General features: G+C 42.9%; 20 protein-coding genes. 19 read left to right on the forward strand and 1 reads right to left on the reverse strand.

The annotated features are described in order from the left end of the window. The 6 genes from NWP21_RS18725 to phnE all read left to right on the forward strand — a co-directional run. On the forward strand, nt 1–238 hold a 238-nt coding region (locus NWP21_RS18725), incomplete at its 5' end, for a hypothetical protein (RefSeq protein WP_280793746.1). A 144-nt stretch (nt 239–382) separates the two neighbouring features. Continuing rightward, nucleotides 383–3,256 carry a calcium-binding protein gene (locus tag NWP21_RS18730; RefSeq protein WP_280793863.1) on the forward strand — a complete coding sequence of 958 codons (2,874 nt, stop codon included), beginning with the start codon at nt 383–385 and terminating at the stop codon, nt 3,254–3,256. A 254-nt stretch (nt 3,257–3,510) separates the two neighbouring features. Further along, complete coding sequence (gene phnC / locus NWP21_RS18735; protein ID WP_280793874.1) at nt 3,511–4,308, forward strand: phosphonate ABC transporter ATP-binding protein; 798 nt, start codon at nt 3,511–3,513, stop codon at nt 4,306–4,308. Between the two features lie 52 nt (nt 4,309–4,360). Beyond that, on the forward strand, nt 4,361–5,368 hold the full coding sequence (gene phnD, locus NWP21_RS18740; RefSeq protein ID WP_280793864.1) for a phosphonate ABC transporter substrate-binding protein: 1,008 nt from the start codon (nt 4,361–4,363) through the stop codon (nt 5,366–5,368). Between the two features lie 147 nt (nt 5,369–5,515). Continuing rightward, nucleotides 5,516–6,517, forward strand: a complete 1,002-nt coding sequence (gene phnD / locus NWP21_RS18745; protein ID WP_280793865.1) for a phosphonate ABC transporter substrate-binding protein — start codon at nt 5,516–5,518, stop codon at nt 6,515–6,517. Nucleotides 6,518–6,550: 33 nt separating this feature from the next. After that, nucleotides 6,551–7,372: a phosphonate ABC transporter, permease protein PhnE gene (gene phnE, locus NWP21_RS18750; protein ID WP_271733560.1), complete on the forward strand. Its 822-nt coding sequence runs from the start codon at nt 6,551–6,553 to the stop codon at nt 7,370–7,372. On the opposite strand, the gene phnF is transcribed toward phnE, so the two are convergent. Beyond that, nucleotides 7,369–8,109 carry a phosphonate metabolism transcriptional regulator PhnF gene (gene phnF / locus NWP21_RS18755; protein WP_280793866.1) on the reverse strand — a complete coding sequence of 247 codons (741 nt, stop codon included), beginning with the start codon at nt 8,107–8,109 and terminating at the stop codon, nt 7,369–7,371. The two genes, phnE and phnF, sit on opposite strands and share 4 nt — an antisense overlap. A gap of 102 nt (nt 8,110–8,211) precedes the next feature. On the opposite strand from phnF, the gene phnH reads away from it, so the two are divergent. The 13 genes from phnH to NWP21_RS18820 all read left to right on the forward strand — a co-directional run bounded on the left by phnH (nt 8,212) and on the right by NWP21_RS18820 (nt 18,315). After that, nucleotides 8,212–8,850, forward strand: a complete 639-nt coding sequence (gene phnH / locus NWP21_RS18760) for a phosphonate C-P lyase system protein PhnH (RefSeq protein WP_280793867.1) — start codon at nt 8,212–8,214, stop codon at nt 8,848–8,850. Then, nucleotides 8,847–9,311: a GNAT family N-acetyltransferase gene (locus NWP21_RS18765; protein WP_280793869.1), complete on the forward strand. Its 465-nt coding sequence runs from the start codon at nt 8,847–8,849 to the stop codon at nt 9,309–9,311. The genes phnH and NWP21_RS18765 overlap by 4 nt, the downstream gene beginning before the upstream one ends. Nucleotides 9,312–9,324: 13 nt before the next feature. Beyond that, a complete protein-coding gene (locus NWP21_RS18770; RefSeq protein ID WP_280793870.1) occupies nt 9,325–10,485 on the forward strand; it encodes an alpha-D-ribose 1-methylphosphonate 5-triphosphate diphosphatase in 1,161 nt (386 codons plus the stop codon). Between the two features lie 2 nt (nt 10,486–10,487). Next, entirely contained in the window at nt 10,488–11,030 is a 543-nt protein-coding gene (locus NWP21_RS18775; RefSeq protein ID WP_271733553.1) for a phosphonate degradation HD-domain oxygenase, read from the forward strand. Nucleotides 11,031–11,032: 2 nt separating this feature from the next. Beyond that, nucleotides 11,033–11,491: a phosphonate C-P lyase system protein PhnG gene (gene phnG, locus NWP21_RS18780; protein WP_271733577.1), complete on the forward strand. Its 459-nt coding sequence runs from the start codon at nt 11,033–11,035 to the stop codon at nt 11,489–11,491. Nucleotides 11,492–11,534: 43 nt separating this feature from the next. Beyond that, nucleotides 11,535–12,641: a carbon-phosphorus lyase complex subunit PhnI gene (locus tag NWP21_RS18785; protein WP_280793871.1), complete on the forward strand. Its 1,107-nt coding sequence runs from the start codon at nt 11,535–11,537 to the stop codon at nt 12,639–12,641. Between the two features lie 11 nt (nt 12,642–12,652). After that, complete coding sequence (locus NWP21_RS18790; protein WP_271733576.1) at nt 12,653–13,063, forward strand: fosfomycin resistance glutathione transferase; 411 nt, start codon at nt 12,653–12,655, stop codon at nt 13,061–13,063. A 28-nt stretch (nt 13,064–13,091) separates the two neighbouring features. After that, nucleotides 13,092–13,946, forward strand: a complete 855-nt coding sequence (locus NWP21_RS18795; RefSeq protein ID WP_280793872.1) for an alpha-D-ribose 1-methylphosphonate 5-phosphate C-P-lyase PhnJ — start codon at nt 13,092–13,094, stop codon at nt 13,944–13,946. 1 nt (nt 13,947) lies between these two features. After that, nucleotides 13,948–14,721, forward strand: coding sequence for a phosphonate C-P lyase system protein PhnK (gene phnK, locus NWP21_RS18800; RefSeq protein ID WP_271733548.1), 774 nt, complete (start codon nt 13,948–13,950; stop codon nt 14,719–14,721). 8 nt (nt 14,722–14,729) lie between these two features. Continuing rightward, nucleotides 14,730–15,434, forward strand: coding sequence for a phosphonate C-P lyase system protein PhnL (gene phnL, locus NWP21_RS18805; RefSeq protein ID WP_271733547.1), 705 nt, complete (start codon nt 14,730–14,732; stop codon nt 15,432–15,434). Between the two features lie 17 nt (nt 15,435–15,451). Next, on the forward strand, nt 15,452–16,588 hold the full coding sequence (gene phnM / locus NWP21_RS18810; RefSeq protein WP_280793873.1) for a phosphonate metabolism protein PhnM: 1,137 nt from the start codon (nt 15,452–15,454) through the stop codon (nt 16,586–16,588). 3 nt (nt 16,589–16,591) lie between these two features. Further along, nucleotides 16,592–17,209: a hypothetical protein gene (locus tag NWP21_RS18815; RefSeq protein WP_271733544.1), complete on the forward strand. Its 618-nt coding sequence runs from the start codon at nt 16,592–16,594 to the stop codon at nt 17,207–17,209. A 137-nt stretch (nt 17,210–17,346) separates the two neighbouring features. Continuing rightward, nucleotides 17,347–18,315: a nucleoside recognition domain-containing protein gene (locus NWP21_RS18820; protein ID WP_271733542.1), complete on the forward strand. Its 969-nt coding sequence runs from the start codon at nt 17,347–17,349 to the stop codon at nt 18,313–18,315. The last annotated feature ends 88 nt before the right edge of the window (nt 18,316–18,403 follow it).

Consider the following 18,403-nt stretch of genomic DNA (forward strand, 5'->3'; position numbering starts at 1 on the left):
AGATAACTTCTGGTTAGTAGTTGGCGGTTCCCTACCCGATGTACCCAATGTCCTCAAAGACTTTGAATTAGGTATAGACCGCATCGGTATGGGTGGTATTACCGCCAACCAAGTTAGTTTATTAAGTCAAAATGGTAACACCATCATTCAGGTAGGTAGTACAGATGTCGCCCTCATCGAAGGGGTCAATATAGCCCAATTCAATCTCAACGATTCCAGTCAGTTTGTCTTTGCTTAAATCAAATCCCGGACTTCTCACCACATTTTCCCATGTAACCACAAATCCTATAGAAGTCCGGGATCTCCCGTTAGCTAAAGTAGTTCCTTTAACCGGGTCTAATAGCCCAGTTGTTAATTCAACTCAAAACAGGATATCTTTAAAATGAGCATTCTTTTCATTAACTCCATCACTGATAACAACATTATCAGTTCAGCAGAAGCTCAAACTGGTTTTAATATCACCGGCGGCGGTCAGTCCGGAGCAACAGTACGCCTGACCTTTGATAGTGGTCAGGAGTTAGCTGGTGGTAACACAACAGTAGTCAATCAAAATGGTCAATGGTCAGTCCCACTTATAGCGGAGGACGTAGCGGCTTTTAATCAGGGAATGAAAAAGGTTACCGCTACCCAGACATTTAATAGTGGCTTCTCGGAAGTTTTTCGGACATTTAGAGTAAATACTACTATCGTCGCCCCCACTATCAACGTAAATACCCCAGATAACAGTGTTGTTGAAATCAGAAATATTAATACTGATATTCTCAATAATCCCGACCAAATAAACAAGTTAAACAACGACATTCCAGGCGCCCAATTATATACGCCACTCTTGTCATTCAACCTTGTACCTATTCCTGGTTCTGAAGATATCTTCTCTAATACCATTCACCAGCTAGAACTCACCTTTGATGAAAGGTTATTAGGATTACCCGACTACAACAGCTTTGTCAAGCGGGATAGTGACGGTAATTTCTTTTTGTTCAACTTCAATCCCAATACAGGCTTAGGCGCAGTGCTACAAGACCGAGATGGTAATGGTCGCATTGATGGAGCGTCCCTATTTTTACAAGACAATCAACCAGGAGACCTAGACCCCACCCCCGGAGTAATCTTTGACCCTGGTGCCCCCGTGGTGGTACCTCTTCCCCCCCCTACCATTGACCCCATCACCGACACAGCCATTATTAATGCAGCAGCTACAGCTACCAGCTTAACCGTTACCGGTACAGGTAAACCCGGAGCAACCTTGATCTTAGGCTTTGCCAGCGGACTAACCTTGACCGGAAACAATACAAGCATTGTCAGAGAAGATGGTACTTGGTCTGTAGATATTGCCGTGGCTGATATTGTTATCTTTGCTCAAGGGGGAGAGGTATTAACCGCTACTCAAATTGAGGGAGAAAGTATTAGTGTAGCAACTACACAACCCCTAGTCAACCAATCAGGGTTTACCCGCATATTTGGTACTGACGGTGATGATGAACTTTTTGCTCCCAGTACAGGCAATGCTCAGGTATTTGGATTAGAAGGTAATGACATTCTTGATGCTACTCCTAACCTATCAGGACAGGTCATTTTATATGGAGGTCCAGGTAATGACACCCTCATCGGTGGTAATAACCATACTCTCTACGGCGGTGATGGGGATGATACCTTATTAGCCGCAGGCAGTCTTGGCCAGAATACATTATATGGTGGCCCTGGTAATGATCTTCTGATTGTTGTCGAAGGTAGCCGCAATCAACTCTATGGGGGAGCCGGTAACGACAGGTTGATAGTCTCAGACGGTGGTGGGTTCAATCGTCTGTACGGCGAGGAAGGAGACAATATTCTAGATGTTTCTAGCGGTACTGGGAATAATCAACTATTTGGTGGAGTTGGCAATGATATCTTAATCGCCGGAGCCGTCACCGATGAACTGTTTGGCGGTGCTGGAAATGATCAATTATTTGCCACTAACGGTGGTGTTCTCACCGGGGGCAGCGGTGCCAATACCTTTTACCTCGCCAATGGCTCCATTCCTTCCCAACTTGCTCTTATTACCGATTTTCAACCCGGGAGCGATCGCTTAGTAATTGCTGGTCTACCCGACCTCACAGTCGTCAAGCTAATTAGGGAAAATACAGATACTATTGTTATTGCTGTATTATCTGAAACAGAGGTTACCCTGGCTTTACTCCAAGGTATTCAACCCTCTGCATTAGTAGCAGGTCGTGATGTCTTTTCTCAGACAGAAAGTCTTTTAGAACCTATTAATCTTGTTGGGGAAACCTTCAAAGTCACGAATTTGGAGCAGAACCCCAGTGGCTTTGTCTTAACATTCAATGATGACCTAAATCTCAGTGTCCTTAACCTTTACAGAGGAATAGATCCAAACAATCCACTAGCCCCGGTTACTGATTCACCAGACCTCATCCTCACCGATAGTGCCGGAAATATCATCAATGGTTCACTCATTTGGGACCAAGGCAATGCTAACACCCTCACCTTTGTCAAAACAGGTGATATTCTAGCACCCGGTAATTACACCCTCACCCTGGAGAGCCGTAGTGATGGTTTCGTCAGCAGCGGCGATCGCCTACTCGATGGTAATGAAGATGGTTTATCTGGTAACTTTGTGCGCCAATTTACGGTGGATAGCCCCACAGCACCAGTCCTCACTTTACCTGACTTTAGCCGTGGACCAGATCAAGAGGTAAACATACGTGGGGAGGGTCAATTCAATCCTCTACCCATCCGCATCAGCAATCCCGGCGGCTTAGAAAACATCAGCTTCACCTTGCAATATGACCCAGACCTCCTGGCTATTACCGGAGCAAATGTAGCCGCCCCGGGTTGGGATTTAGAGTCTGACTTCAATACACGAGGACAAGCTCAGTTTACCCTCAGTGGACCTGCCCTCAATGCTAGTACCGACTTAATCACCTTGAATGCTCAGGTTCGAGATACTGCGAGCTACGGTGCTAAAGGTGTACTGCAAATACTTGCCGGTGCTGGCTTAATAGGAGACAGTGCCGTACAACTGGTAGCATTATTGGGAGACACCACCAGAACTGAAAGCTATCTTGGTGCAGATGCGTCCTTAATTTCTCGCGTCAATGTGGGACTTGATACAGGATTTAGGGCTTTCCCTGTGACTGATCCTCTGATTATAGGAGACGCTACAGGCAACGGAAATTTAGATTCGGGCGATGTAACCTCTGTGCGGCGGGCATCTGTAGGTCTGTCTAGCCCATTTCTCCCACAATTAGTCTAATACCTGGGGTATTTAAAGATTCAGATGAGGCGGTTTGACCGCCTCTATACCACTTAATCTCATTAGTCTGTTTCTGATTGTTTCCGCCACGGTGGTAGCAGCTTATAAGGGCAATATGAGCGCTTTAACGGCAGCCTTTTGTAAAAAAATAAGACGGGGGAATTTGGCGACGAAAGTTAAATTTAAAATTATCCTTTACTTAACTATTCCTTAACTAATTTGCGTTATTGTCATGACAGAGTTGGTGTTAAAGAATAACAACTACAGTGACTATCACAATTAATAGTCTTGCCAAAACTTTTAAAGGTAAGACAGCAATCAAACACGTATCCTGCCAAATTAACGGAGGGGAAATGGTCGCACTAATTGGTGCGTCCGGATCAGGTAAATCTACACTCTTACGCCACATTAATGGTCTGCAAATTGGAGATGCAGGCCAAGTTGATGTTTTTGGCAATACCTTACAAAGTCAGGGTAAATTACACTCTAAAATTAGGGTTTTACGTAGTCAAATAGGCTGTGTGTTCCAACAGTTTAATTTAGTTAACCGGCTCACAGTTATCGAAAATGTTTTAGTTGGTAACTTAGCAAGATTATCCCCCTTACGCTCAACATTACATTTATTTAGTAAAGAAGAGAAAATTAGTGCTTTGGCAGCACTAGAGCAAGTAGGGATTATTGAACACGCTTATAAACGTGCATCTATGCTTTCTGGAGGACAACAGCAACGAGTAGCGATCGCTCGTTGTTTAGTACAGGGAGCGAAAATCATTCTGGCTGACGAACCCGTCGCTTCCCTAGATCCTGAGTCAGCGCGCAAAGTCATGGAGTTGTTGGTACAGTTAAATCGCCACAGGGGAATTAGTATAGTCGCTTCTTTACATCAAATTCAAATGGTGCGGAGTTACTTTGAAAGAGTTATCGCTCTCAAAGATGGAGAAGTGATGTTTGATGGTGCAACTGTAGAACTTGATGACCAGAAGCTCAATGAAATTTATGGTGCAGCAGTAGAAGAACTGGTAATGCGAGGACATGGGGAAATACTCATATAATCCTCATAAATAACCACAAATGCTAAATGTTTAATTCACCGAGAAATAAACTATGAAACGCAGATCATTTATTGAAAGTTCCGCTTTATTTGGTGCATCTTTAGTAGGCACTCAAATAATATCTACTCTTAACAACAACTGGATTGAACCAGCCCAAGCACAACTTAAAGAACTCAATTTTGGGGTCATATCTACAGAATCTCAAGCCAATCAAAAACCTCTTTGGGAACCTTTTATTGCCGCTTTATCCAAGTCTATAGGTATTCCCGTTAAAGCCTTCTATGCTACTCAGTATGCAGGCGTCATTGAAGCCATGCGTTTTGGTCAAGTACATATAGCTTGGTATGGTGGTAAATCCTATATTGAAGCTGCTAGAATTGCCAACGCAGAAGCCTTTGCTCAAACTATAGCTACTGATGGTAGTAAAGGTTACTACTCTCATTTAATTGCCAACAAAAATAACCCCATCACAGCAGCAGCTAAAAGACAAGGCGGCGATAAGTATGTTCTGCAAAATGCTGCTAAACTGACTTTTGCTTTCAATGATCCTAACTCTACTTCAGGATTTTTAGTACCGAGTTACTATGTATTTGCTAAAAATAAAGTAGACCCCAAGAAAATTTTTAAACGGTTAATTTTCTCTGGTAGTCACGAAGCTACAGCCTTAGCAATAGCCAATAACCAGATAGATATAGCTACCAATAATAATGAATCTTTAGAGAGATTAGGAAAAACCAATCCCTCAGCACGCCAAAAAATTGAAATTATTTGGACTTCACCCATCATACCCAGTGACCCAATTGCTTATCGGAAAGACTTACCACAGGATGTTAAGAATAAATTACGGAATTTCTTCTACAATTTTAAAGACAAGAAAATCCTAGAACCTTTACAGTGGTCGGCTTTAGTTCCAGCCAATGATAAAACATGGAATCCTATCCGGGAATTGGATATTGCTAAACAAGTTTTAGACTTAGAATCTAAACCTAATTTGAGTAGTGCCGATAAGAAAAAGTTGAATGATTTGAACAACCAACTACGAGCACTGCAAAGTAATTAAAGGTAGTTAATAGCCATAATTATTTGTCTTAATGGTCTGTTGACAGGTAACAGTCAACAGATACTACTTAGTGTATGTAACCAACCGGTACGCTATCACAATCATTGTGTATAATCCTCAATTTCTTGATCCAACAAACAATAACTGATGAACAGAAAATTATTCATTCAACGGGCTGCTTTATTTATTATCACTTTGGCAACTGTCAAGGTACTTTCAGCCTGTAGTTCTACTCCTGAGAATAGTAGTGCAACCATCACAGAAATTAACTTTGGTGTTCTATCTACAGAATCCCAATCTAATCAAAAACCTATATGGGAACCCTTTGCTGCTGCTATGTCTGAAGAAGTTGGGATTCCCATTAAACCCTTCTACGTTACACAGTATGCAGCGGTTATAGAAGCCATGCGCTTTGGTAAAGTTCAGGCAGCTTGGATGGGTGGTAAAACTTATGTTGAGGCGGCAAAAGTTGCGGATGCAGAAGCTTTTGCTCAAGTTGTAAGCGCAGATGGTACTAAGGGGTATTATTCTCATTTAATCGCTAATAAAAATAATCCCATCACAGAAGCAGCAAAAGCAGTTGGTGGCGATAAATATGTGATTGAAAATGCGGCTCAGTTGACCTTTGCTTTTAATGATCCTAATTCGACATCTGGGTTTTTAGTCCCCAGTTATTATATCTTTACGCAAAATAACGTAGACCCTAAAAAAGCTTTTAAACGTTTGATTTTTGCTGGTAGTCATGAAGCTTGCGCCCTGGCGGTAGCTAACAACCAGGTAGATGTCGCTACGGTCAGCAATGAAGCCTTAAGTCGTTTAGAAAGAACCAATCCCACAGCTAGACAAAAGATTGAAATTATTTGGCAATCACCTTTAATTCCCGGTGACCCAATTGTTTATCGTAGCGATTTACCAGCAGATATCAAACAGAAATTACAAAATTTCTTCTATAACTACAAAGATGCTGAAGTTTTAGCACCATTTGAAATTGCTGGTTTTGTTAAAGCTGAAGATAAAGAATGGCACACAATCAGAGAATTAGAGATTGCCAAAAAAATCCAAGAAATTCAAGCTAAAGAAAATATCAGTCAGTCAGAAAAACAGCAAAAAATAGCAGAACTACAAAAGCAATTGCCAAAACAACAATAAATCAATAAAATTACCTTTGGTTAATAAAAAATTATGTCACGCAATCAGATAGTTACTAATGCCTCTCCCACTGTACTCAAGATGTTAGAACAAGAAGCAAAATTTTTGACTACTAAAAGAGTTTTGTTTCTGGTAATCATGGGTGGTGCATTGATTTTTGGTTATTATCAAAGCGAGTTAAACTTCCCTGTACTTTTACAACGGGGTGACAACATTGTGGAATATGTTGGGGGGTATTTTCCGCCGGACTTTGAAGACTGGAACTATTATTTCTCAGAGACGGTGATTACTATATCTATGGGGGTTTGGGGGACTTTAATGGCTGCTTTAACGTCTGTTCCCCTGTCTATCTTGGCATCTAATAATATGTGTCCGGGATGGATTGTACAACCTACGCGGCGATTATTGGATGCTATGCGTGCTATTAATGAAATAGTCTTTGCGTTAATATTTGTTGTGGCTGTGGGTTTGGGTCCGTTTGCTGGGGTGTTGGCTTTATTTGTTAATACAACAGGGGCTTTAGGTAAGTTGTTCTCGGAAGCTGTAGAATCAATTGAACCAGGTCCTGTGGAAGGAATTAGAGCTACTGGGGCGAGTTACATTCAGGAGGTTGTATTTGGAGTGATTCCCCAAGTTATGCCTTTATGGACTTCTTTTACTCTCTATAGATTTGAGTCTAATATCCGTTCGGCTTCGGTTTTGGGAATTGTGGGCGCAGGTGGTATTGGTGTTTCACTATATCAAAGTTTTGGTAGTTTTCAATACCAGAAGGTTTGCGCAATTTTAATTATTTTGGTCATTGCTACTAGTGTTATTGATTTGTTGTCTGCTAGGGTGAGAAGGTTGCTGGTTTAGCTGATGTCTAGGTCATTCTCAAAGAATAACTCCATGCGATCGCCCCGCAGCCGAGTTACACCATACTCAATTATGTTACCAGTATCATCGACATTCACCGACTCCGCCAGCAAAATCGGTTGATTTCGGGGTAACTGTAACCATTTTGCATCTTCAGGCTGGACTAAACGAGCCGAAACACAGGTGCTGCGGCGGATATGGTCACATCCATATACTTGCTGTAAAAACTGAGATATTGATTGCTGTGCTTGTAATATCTCGATGTTTTCTGGATTTAACAAGTCCGGGAACCGCTTTAAGGGGAAATATCCAGTACCGACGCTGATGGGTTCGTCGTTTGCTAAACCTAAGCGTTCAATTAAGGCTACTGGCTCACCATAGGTAATTTCTAATCCTTTGGCAATGGCATGGTCAGCGGGTATTTCTAAAACACGTAATAATTTAAACCTAGCTTGCCAACCTTGAGCTTTTAGGGTTTGATTGTAGCGTACACGCTTACCAATAGCATAGCGGATGGTTTTGGTGGCGACAAAAGTTCCCTTTCCCCGGTCAACTCTTAACCATCCTTCGTTTTTGAGTAGGGCGATCGCTTGTCTGAGGGTATGACGGTTCACCCCAAACTGTTCTGCTAACTTGGTTTCTGTGGGTAGTTGCTCCCCAATTTCATAAACTCCTTGATGAATATTTTCTCGCAGCACGTCGGCAATTTGCATATAAATCGGCATTATTTCTTTCATGTATCAATTTCAGATTGTCAAGTTGTCAAAATTGGGTTAATCTATTAATGTCTAGATGTCTAAACAAGTTAACAATAGTTTAAAACTAAAAATCACAAATGAATGTCAAATATAGTAACTGATTTACCGGGCTTTTCAGACTCCATTCATGACACACAACAGACATTTAGGGCGTTGCTCGGTGCTAATGCGCGACCGGGGAGACCTGAGAAAATTACGGCGGTGATGAGTGTACCTAGGGCTACGGTGCGACTTCCCTCACCGACTAACGCCACGCCATCGGGGTTGACCCCAGCTTGTGGGGCGGCTTGTTTGACCTTGCTAGATTTGGACGTTGCACTATGGCTACAGCCAAGTTTTACAACTTCCGTGAAAAATTGGTTATTGTTCCACACTGGCTGTCGCTTAACAGAATACCCAGACAAAGCAGACTTTGCCTTAATTGAAGATTTGGCAGCTTTGCCAGAACTATCTATTTTTAACATGGGGACAGAAGAAAAACCGGAAACTTCCACAACCTTGTTAATACAGATAGAAAACTTTGACATGGGACAACCTGTGATGTTGACAGGTCCGGGAATTTTAGACGAACAAGCAATCGCTCCCTTAGTTCCCCAACATTTTTGGGATTTCTGGACAGAAAACCACCAAGCCTATCCCCAAGGAATGGATGTATTTTTATTCACAGAAAATTCAGTAATGGGACTACCACGCACAGCCAGAGCTACAATTATATCATGACTCTTGAAATTTGCATAGCTGAACGTGAAGACTGGCCGGTATTAAATCAGCTGTATGCTGACATGAATGGTGAGTCACCCTTAGCGATCGCTAGCGCCGAGGAAATTTTCACACAAATTACCCAAACTCCTAACTACTATATCTATCTTGCCCGTTTAAATCAGCAACCAGTAGGAACCTTTAGCTTAACATATCTACCAACAATGATGCACCGGGGCTATCACAAATTTGCTGTTCTGGATGCAGTGACAGTAATTTCCCCCATGCGGGGGCAGGGAATTGGTAGCCAGATGGTGAAAAGAGCAATACAACTGAGTACCGAAGCTGGGTGTTATAAAGTCACCCTCTCATCCAATTTAAAACGCCATCGCGCCCATCAATTCTATGAATCACTGGGATTTGAGCAGCATGGCTGGAGCTTTAAATGCGTAGTCCAACCCCACAACACAAGAAATTTTTGAGTAAGGTAAATCAGTGACAACAAAAATCGCTATTCAAGGAGTAAATGCCCTCACTCCCCAAGGATGGTTAAAAGATGCCACAGTTTTAATTGAAGATGGACAATTTACCAGCATTAATCAATCAATAACTCCGCCTGGATTTGAACTGGTCAAGGCTCAAGGACTCCAGATGCTACCTGGAATTATAGACTTACACGGTGATGCTTTTGAGAGAATGATTTGTCCCCGTCCTGGGGTTAACTTTCCTCTACCCATAGCGATGGTAGATAATGACCGTAATCTCTTAGCATCAGGTATCACAACTTTTTACTGCTCCATCACCGACTCCTACGAACCAGGTTTACGTAGCCGAGAATCTGCTCGTAATTTAATTAACTTTATTCAAAAAACAGGAAAACAAGTTTTAAATTGCAATCATCGCATTCATATCAGACATGAACAAGCCAATACCGCAGAACATCAGGAATTGTGTGACTGGCTAGAATCAGGTCAAGTGGATATTTTATCCATCAACGATCACCTACCACCGCCAGGAAACGAAAAGAGATTACAGCGATATCTCAACAGTGTCAAACAAAGATCATCCATGTCCATAGAAGAAATCGCCGGATTAATTAGCCAAGTCAGAGAACGGCGAGAACAAGGAGACGCACAACTAGAAAAACTAGTGGAATTGGCACACACTAACAATATTCCTTTAGCTTCCCATGATGATGATAGCCCAGAAAAAGTAGCACTCAGTCAACAACGCCGAGTAGCGATCGCAGAATTTCCCGCTGATGTAGACTTAGCTGCGAAATCTCAAGCATATGGTGCAGCAGTCCTCATGGGTGCGCCTAACTTAGTGCGTGGAGGCTCCCACCTGGGTTTAATGAGTGTAGCTCAAGCAGTTGAACATGATGTTCTCGATTGTCTGTGCTCAGATTATCACTATCCTTCCTTGTTTTATGCCCCCTTTAAATTAAAAGAGTTGGGGTTAATGTCCTTTGAACAAGCATGGAAATTAGTTTCAGATCGACCCGCTAGAGCGGCAAAAATTAGCGATCGCAAAGGTAAAATTGCCACGGGTTTAGATGCAGATTTCCTGCTGATATCTCCTGACAATCCTTTACCCTCTAGCATTTCATCTGTTTATATCCTCGGAAAAGAAGTCGCTCGATATCAAACGAAATAACTATGCAACCAACCATCGGCAGCATTATCGATCTATTCAGCCAAAAAGGTTCACAATTGTATGGCGGAGAAGGCGTGACCCAGCTAGAACACGCATTACAATGCGCCACCCTGGCCGAAGCATCAGGTAAAAATCATGAATTAATTACCGCTTGTTTACTCCATGATTTAGGACATTTAATTCATGACTTAGGAGATGATCCGACAGCCATAGGTATAGACGACCAACATGAATATCGCGCCATTCCTTTTCTACGGCAAATATTTAGCCTGGCGGTCACAGAGCCAATTAGGCTACACGTCTTAGCTAAACGGTATCTTTGCGCAGTTGATCATGAATATTGGTATAGTCTTTCCATCCCATCGCAACGCAGCTTAGAACTGCAAGGAGGGAGATTTTCTCCTCAAGAAGCAGAGAAATTTATTCAGCGTCCTTACGCCCAAGATGCTGTGCAGTTAAGGATTTATGATGACAAAGCCAAAATTTCCCATCTGTCCACACCCGATTTAAATTACTTTATTAATTTGATTCAATGCAAAACTTGAACATAGCTACCGTCAAGGAAAGACAAACTTGGATGGCCACACTCGCCAAAGCTGAGTTAACAGAATTAGAAAAATTAATCAACTTAGAGAAATTACCTAGTTATAGTTTTTTACGTTCCCCAGAAATTGGTTTAGTTATGGTTCAAGGACGCGCTGGAGGTACAGGAAAACCATTTAATCTGGGAGACATGACCATAACTCGCTGTGTAGTGCAGCTAGAAAACTTAGAAACCGACACAGCCATCACTGGATTTGGTTATGTAGGCGGGCGATCGCACCGTCACGCAGAATTAGCAGCCTTGTGCGATGCTTTACTACAAACTCCCCAATGGTATGAGCAAATTCAAGCACAAGTGATTCAACCACTGCAAACAGCATTAGCTAAAAAACAAGAACTTCAACAACGCCAAACCGCTGCCACAAAAGTTAACTTTTTTACTATGGTCAGGGGTGAAGGGTAACATGAGTCAAAAGTATAAAAAAGAGTAAGAAAAGAGTAAAAATATGCCATACGTTGCCGTCAAGGGTGGTCAACAAGCAATTGAAAATGCCGAGAAATTACTGCAAAATAAGCGCCGGGGGAATCCGGTAATTCCCGAACTCACCCTAGAGCAGATTGAACAACAATTAACCCTAGCAGTAGAGCGGGTCATGTGCGAAGGTAATTTGTATGATCGGGAATTAGCAGCTTTAGCGATTAAACAATCTTGGGGGGATTTAGTCGAAGCAATCTTTTTACTGCGCGCCTATCGGACAACACTACCACGGTTCTATTACAGTCAGCCCCTCAACACCGGTGAGATGCAAATTCAAAGGCGAATTTCTTCTATATTTAAAGATATTCCGGGAGGACAAAACCTAGGACCCACCTTTGACTACATTCACCGCCTCCTAGATTTTAAACTCATTGCCGAGGGTGAAGTTACTCCCGCACCTACAGCGGAAGCGACAAAGGAACCCTTCCCCCCAGTGATTGATACATTAGACCGAGAAGGATTAATACAGCCAGAACCTAGGGAAGTAGAATCACCAGCACCCTTTGACCTTACTCGTCAACCTTTAACTTTTCCCGCTAGTAGAGACGCTAGACTACAAAACTTAGCACGTGCTGACGAAGGCTTCTTACTCTCTTTAGCATACTCCACCCAACGAGGCTACGGTAAAAATCATCCATTTGCGGGAGAGATTCGCATGGGAGAAGTTGAGGTAGTCATTTGTCCCGAAGAATTGGGATTTGAAATAGCGATCGCCGATATGACAATTACTGAAGTACAAATGGTCAACCAATTTAAAGGTAACAAAGAACTACCAGCCCAATTCACTCGTGGCTACGGACTCACCTTTGGCTACAACGAACGCAAAGCCATGTCAATGGCCTTAGTAGACCGCGCTCTGGGAGCGGCGGAGTTAGGGGAACCTGTAGAAAACCCGGCGCAAAATATCGAATTTGTCCTGTCCCACTCAGATAACGTAGAAGCCCAGGGATTTGTCCAACACCTAAAGCTACCTCATTATATTGACTTTCAAGCGGAGTTAAATTTAGTACGCAAGATGCGACAAAATCAACAGCCAAAATTAAACTGTGATGAGCTTCACCCAGAGGGGGAGTGAGAAAAACCACGATGATTACAGGAATTAACCATATAACTTTATCCGTTGCTGATGTGGAAGAATCTTTTAATTTCTACACTCAGGTTTTAGGTTGTCAAGCGATCGCTAAATGGCAACAAGGAGCTTACTTGATAGCAGGTAATCTATGGCTGTGTCTATCTTGGGATTCCCACACCCGCACTAGTCCGGCGAGGGAATATACACATATTGCTTTTAGTATTCCTGAACATGACTTTCAAGAATATAGCCGTCAATTACTTGAGCTAGGTGTCAAACAATGGAAACAAAACACCAGTGAGGGAGATTCTATATATATTCTCGACCCAGACCACCACAAATTAGAACTACATATAGGGAACCTGTCAACTAGAATCGCCGCCACGAAGGAATCCCCTTATGAAAACATGGAATTTTTTGTTTAAAAACCTTTGCGAACCCCTGCGTTAAAAAATGCCTACATCAACCAATCAAACAGGCTTTAACTTTGCCTATCTCGATGAACAAACTAAACGCTCAATTCGTCGCGCTCTACTCAAAGCAATATCTATACCAGGACATCAAATTCCCTTCTCCTCCAGAGAAATGCCCATGTCCTACGGCTGGGGAACCGGTGGTATTCAAGTTACAGCAGCAGTCATTGGTCAAAGGGATGTCCTCAAAGTGATTGACCAGGGCGCAGACGACACCACCAACGCTGTCAATATTCGCCGTTTCTTCCAAAGGGTTTGTGGTGTAGAAACTACGGATAGCACAGCTAAAGCTACCCTAATTCAAACACGCCACCGTATACCAGAAACACCACTACGGGAGGGACAGATTATGGTTTATCAGGTCCCCATTCCGGAGCCTTTGCGCTGGCTCCAACCCTCGGCTGTGGAAACCCGGAAGATGCACGCTTTAGAAGAGTACGGGCCGATGTACGTCAAGCTGTATGAGGATATCACTAAACATGGGCATATTGCCACATCCTACGACTACCCGGTAATGGTACATGACCGTTATCTCATGAGTTCTAGCCCCATACCACGGTTTGATAATCCCAAAATGCACATGAATCCGGCGTTGCAGTTATTTGGTGCGGGTCGGGAAAAACGCATTTATGCCATACCACCCTACACCAAAGTTAAAAGCCTCGACTTTGAGGATTATCCTTTTACTGTAGAGCGATGGGATCAAGTTTGTGAGTTATGTGGTTCTACTGAAAGTTTTCTAGATGAAGTAGTAATTGATGACCATGGTGGCAGAATGTGGATCTGCTCCGATACAGATTATTGTCATCAGCGACAAGGGAAAGGAATAAATTAGTATGGCACTTCCTATATTACAAGTACAACAAGTCAGTAAATTCTACGGGTTGATTCCGGGGTGCGATCGCATTTCTTTTGACCTGTACCGGGGACAGGTTCTGGGTATTGTGGGCGAATCAGGTTCAGGTAAGTCTACTTTACTGGGGGCGATCGCTCATCAGACTGCCATCGACACAGGTAGCGTTATTTACAGAAACATTCAAGGTAAACATTTAGAAATTACTCAAATGCCCGAACATCAGCGCCGTTGGTTAATGCGGACTGAGTGGGGCTTTGTCCAGCAAAATCCCCGTGATGGCTTACGGATGCAAGTAAGCGCCGGGGCGAATATTGGTGAACGATTACTAGATATTGGCATCCGTCACTATGGACAGATCCGGGAAGAAGCGGCTCACTGGTTACAACAAGTGGAGATTGACCCATCCCGCCTGGATGATTTGCCAAATACCTTCTCCGGTGGTATGCAACAAAGATTACAACTGGCGCGGGTGTTAGTGACCCGACCCCAACTGATATTAATGGATGAACCCACAGGGGGGCTGGATGTGTCAGTACAAGCCCGGTTATTAGACTTATTGCGATCGCTGGTGAGAAACTTTAATTTAAGTGTAATTTTAGTCACACACGATATTGGCGTAGTCAGACTCTTAGCACATCGCTTATTAGTCATGCAACAAGGAAAAGTAGTGGAATCAGGTTTAACTGACCAAGTATTAGACGACCCCCAACATCCCTACACACAACAGTTAGTTAGCGCCGCCCTCACACCATAAGCACTCTCATGTCAGAAATCCATCAACCCACCGACCCCCTACTCAAAGTTGAAAATTTACGCAAAAGCTTTACCCTCCATCAACAAGGAGGAGTCAGTTTACCAGTCCTACAAAAAGTATCACTCACAGTCAACAGGCGCGAATGTGTCGCCCTCTCCGGTCCATCAGGCTCCGGTAAATCTACATTAATTCGTTGTATATATGGTAACTATCGTGCTGATAGTGGTTCAGTTTGGGTCAACCATGAAAAACATTGGGTTGATTTGTGTCAACTACAGCCCCATGAACTTTTAGCGGTGCGGCGACAGACTATTGGATATGTCAGCCAGTTCTTACGAGTTATACCCAGAGTCCCGGCGGTGGAAGTAGCTGCAGAACTGTTGTTGGACCTAGGAGAAGAACGAAAAGTTGCTTTAGCTAAAGTTCAAGAATTGTTTCATCGGCTACATCTACCAGAGCGCTTGTGGCATCTTTCCCCTACCACATTTTCCGGGGGAGAAAAGCAACGAGTCAATATAGCCCGCGCCTTGGCGGTGAATTTTCCAATTTTACTACTGGATGAACCGACCTCAGCCTTAGATGCAAGCAATCGCCAAATAGTCATGGAACTTCTGGAAGAACGCAAAGCTATGGGCTGCGCTTTAATTGGCATTTTTCACGATCAAGAACTGCAATCTACTTGCAACAGAGTTTGTGCTGTCTCAACTGTGTAACCGGGAGTTAACCTTGAATGAATGAGCAAATATACACCAACTATCGCCTACAACTTCCAGACCAAGAAATTCTGGGTACTCTCTTAGTCAGAGATGGCAAAATTGCCGATATTCAACCGGGAGTAATGACTTGTGGCCAGAATGGCCAGGGAGATTATCTGCTCCCGGGATTGATTGAACTACATACCGACAACCTAGAACGCTGTATGTCCCCCCGTCCGGGAATTCGTTGGCCTTTGGAAGCTGCAGCGGTTTACCACGACCGGGATTTAGCAAGTGCAGGAGTCACAACTGTATGTGATGCGATCGCCATCGGCGATGTCAATGCTGCTTCTCCCCGCTTAACTAACTTTGGTCCGATGATTGATGTTATTTCTCAGGGACAAGCAGCAGGGCGGTTCTCTGTGGAACATCGCATACACCTGCGCTGTGAAATAGCTTATGAAAAGGTTTATCAAATTACCGAACAATACATCGATAATTCCTTATTGTCGATGATTTCCCTGATGGATCATACCCCTGGTCAACGACAATTTGTCAGGATAGATAAGTTTAAAGAATATTACATGGGTAAACATGGCGTAACAGCCACAGAAATTGAAGACTTCATCATCATGCGCCAGGAACAACAAAAAATTCATGCACACAAAAACCGTCAAGCTTTAGTCAAACTAGCCCACACCAAAGGTATTTCCCTAGCCAGCCATGATGATGCTACTGTAGATCATGTCCAGGAAGCAGTAGAAGCTAGAGTAGTTTTAGCAGAGTTTCCCACCACGGTAGAAGCCGCACAAGCAGCACATAAGGCAGGGTTACAAGTTTTAATGGGTGCGCCTAATTTGGTTTTGGGTGGTTCCCACTCTGGTAATGTTTCGGCTATGGAATTGGTTTTGTCCGATTTAGTAGATGTGATTTCTTCTGATTACGTTCCTCAGAGTTTGTTGCAATCTTTGTTTATCATCGCCCGCAAAACTGGTAAACCTATTTATGAAGCTATGGGATTATTTACCAGTAATCCAGCCCAAGCTATTGATTTATTTGACAATCGGGGCAGCTTAGAAATAGGTAAACGGGCTGATTTAATCACTGTACATGATGATGGGATTGTGCCACGTTTAATGTCAACTATTTGCGCGGGTCGTCGTATTAGTTAATCTATGAAATTTGGCATTGCTCTTGTACCCTGCCCTAAAACTATCGCCTTAATCATAGAATTACAGCAGAAAATCATCCCTATTTGCCCACTTGAACCTATTTTAGGAAGTCAGCAAAATCTGCCGCATCTTACACTTTTACAAGGAAGATTTCATAATTCTTTGAATTGGGTTGATTTAATTTATAGTCTGCGCGATTACTGGTTACGGCAAAAATATGGGCAGGATTTTCAAGTCACTCAACTAGAATTTAAATCACCTGCATGGTACTTTTTGATTCTGAATCAACATGACATATTTGTTGATTTACACAATTTTGTCTTTGCAGGTATTAAACATCATATTTATGTGACAGATGCAGATTTAAACAAGGATATTTCTGCCTATAGCGAATTAGAAAAAATCAATTATCTCCAATATGGATACCGATATATTGGCAGTGCTTTTCATCCCCATTTGACTTTAGGTAGAAGTACAAATACTAACCCAGACAATGGTCGATATCTAGTAGAATTATTTGCCGCCCAACATATAATCAAATTTGAGCGCATAACTATTTATGAAATGGGCGATTATGGCAGTCACGCTGCTACTTTATATTCTGTAAATATCGCTGACTAGTACAAAAGTCAAGACTGATAGAAGTTCTTGATCCATCCAGAGTAACTTTTAAAACATTCTATAAATTAGGTAAGGGATCTGCTTGCATCGCCTATGATATCCAGAATAACCGTTTCATGTAATAAAAGTCTATATAGATGAAAAAATCATCATCCCCACTCAATGTCATTTGGCTGTTTCTGATTGTTTCCGCCACAGTAGTAGCAGCTTATAAGGGCAAAATGGCTGCTTTAACGGAAGCCTCCTTCACCGCAGCTGAAAGTGCCGTCACCCTAGCCATTGGACTAATTGGAGCCATGGCCCTGTGGTTAGGAATTATGAAAGTTGCCGAAAGCGCAGGAATGATGCGATTTATAGCCCGTCTGATTCGTCCGGTCATGAGCCGACTGTTTCCCGAAATTCCCGCCAACCACCCCGCTATGTCTGCAATGGTGATGAATATGGCTGCTAATGCCCTGGGACTAGGTAACGCCGCCACCCCCATGGGTTTAAAAGCCATGGCCGAACTAAATAAACTCAATCCTAGTCCCGGAACGGCTACACCTGCGATGTGTTTGTTTTTAGCCATTAATACTTCCTCGGTGACACTGTTACCCCTGGGTGTAATTACTGTCCGTGCTAGTGCAGGGGCTACCAATCCCGCCGCCATTCTGCTGCCGTCCATTATTGCTACTATTATTTCTACAGCAGTGGCTATTATTGCTAGTAAAATTTTAGCCAGGCGCTCTCTGCTGACTTCTGTAGAATCTCCATTAGAAGTTACAGAGGACCAGGGGGAAACTACATTAGATGAAACTGCCAAAACCGAATTAATTCCTCCGGGGTTGATAGGTAATATTGTTTTCGGTGGGCTAATTGTAGCGTTTTTGGCGGTTGTATTTTATCGCCTGTCTGTACGGGGATTACCTTATATATTTACTATGGGTTTTCTCAGTAACCTTTCTAACTGGCTCATACCTATTTTAATTTGCCTGTTTCTTTTATTTGGTTATTTCCGTGGTGTCAAGGTTTACGAAGTTCTCACCGAAGGGGCAAAAGAAGGGTTTGAAATTGCTATTCGGGTGCGATTCGTTCTCTCGATCGGGAGTATTAATGCTCAGGGATGAGAGGTAAGACTGGTGAAAACCAGATTCTTATAACTATGTGTTCATGTAGGTGAAAATCCTACCCCCTAGGTGCAAGGGTGACAGCATC

Source organism: Anabaenopsis sp. FSS-46 (assembly GCF_029891665.1).
In the GTDB taxonomy this organism is placed as follows: Bacteria; Cyanobacteriota; Cyanobacteriia; order Cyanobacteriales; family Nostocaceae; genus Anabaenopsis; species Anabaenopsis arnoldii.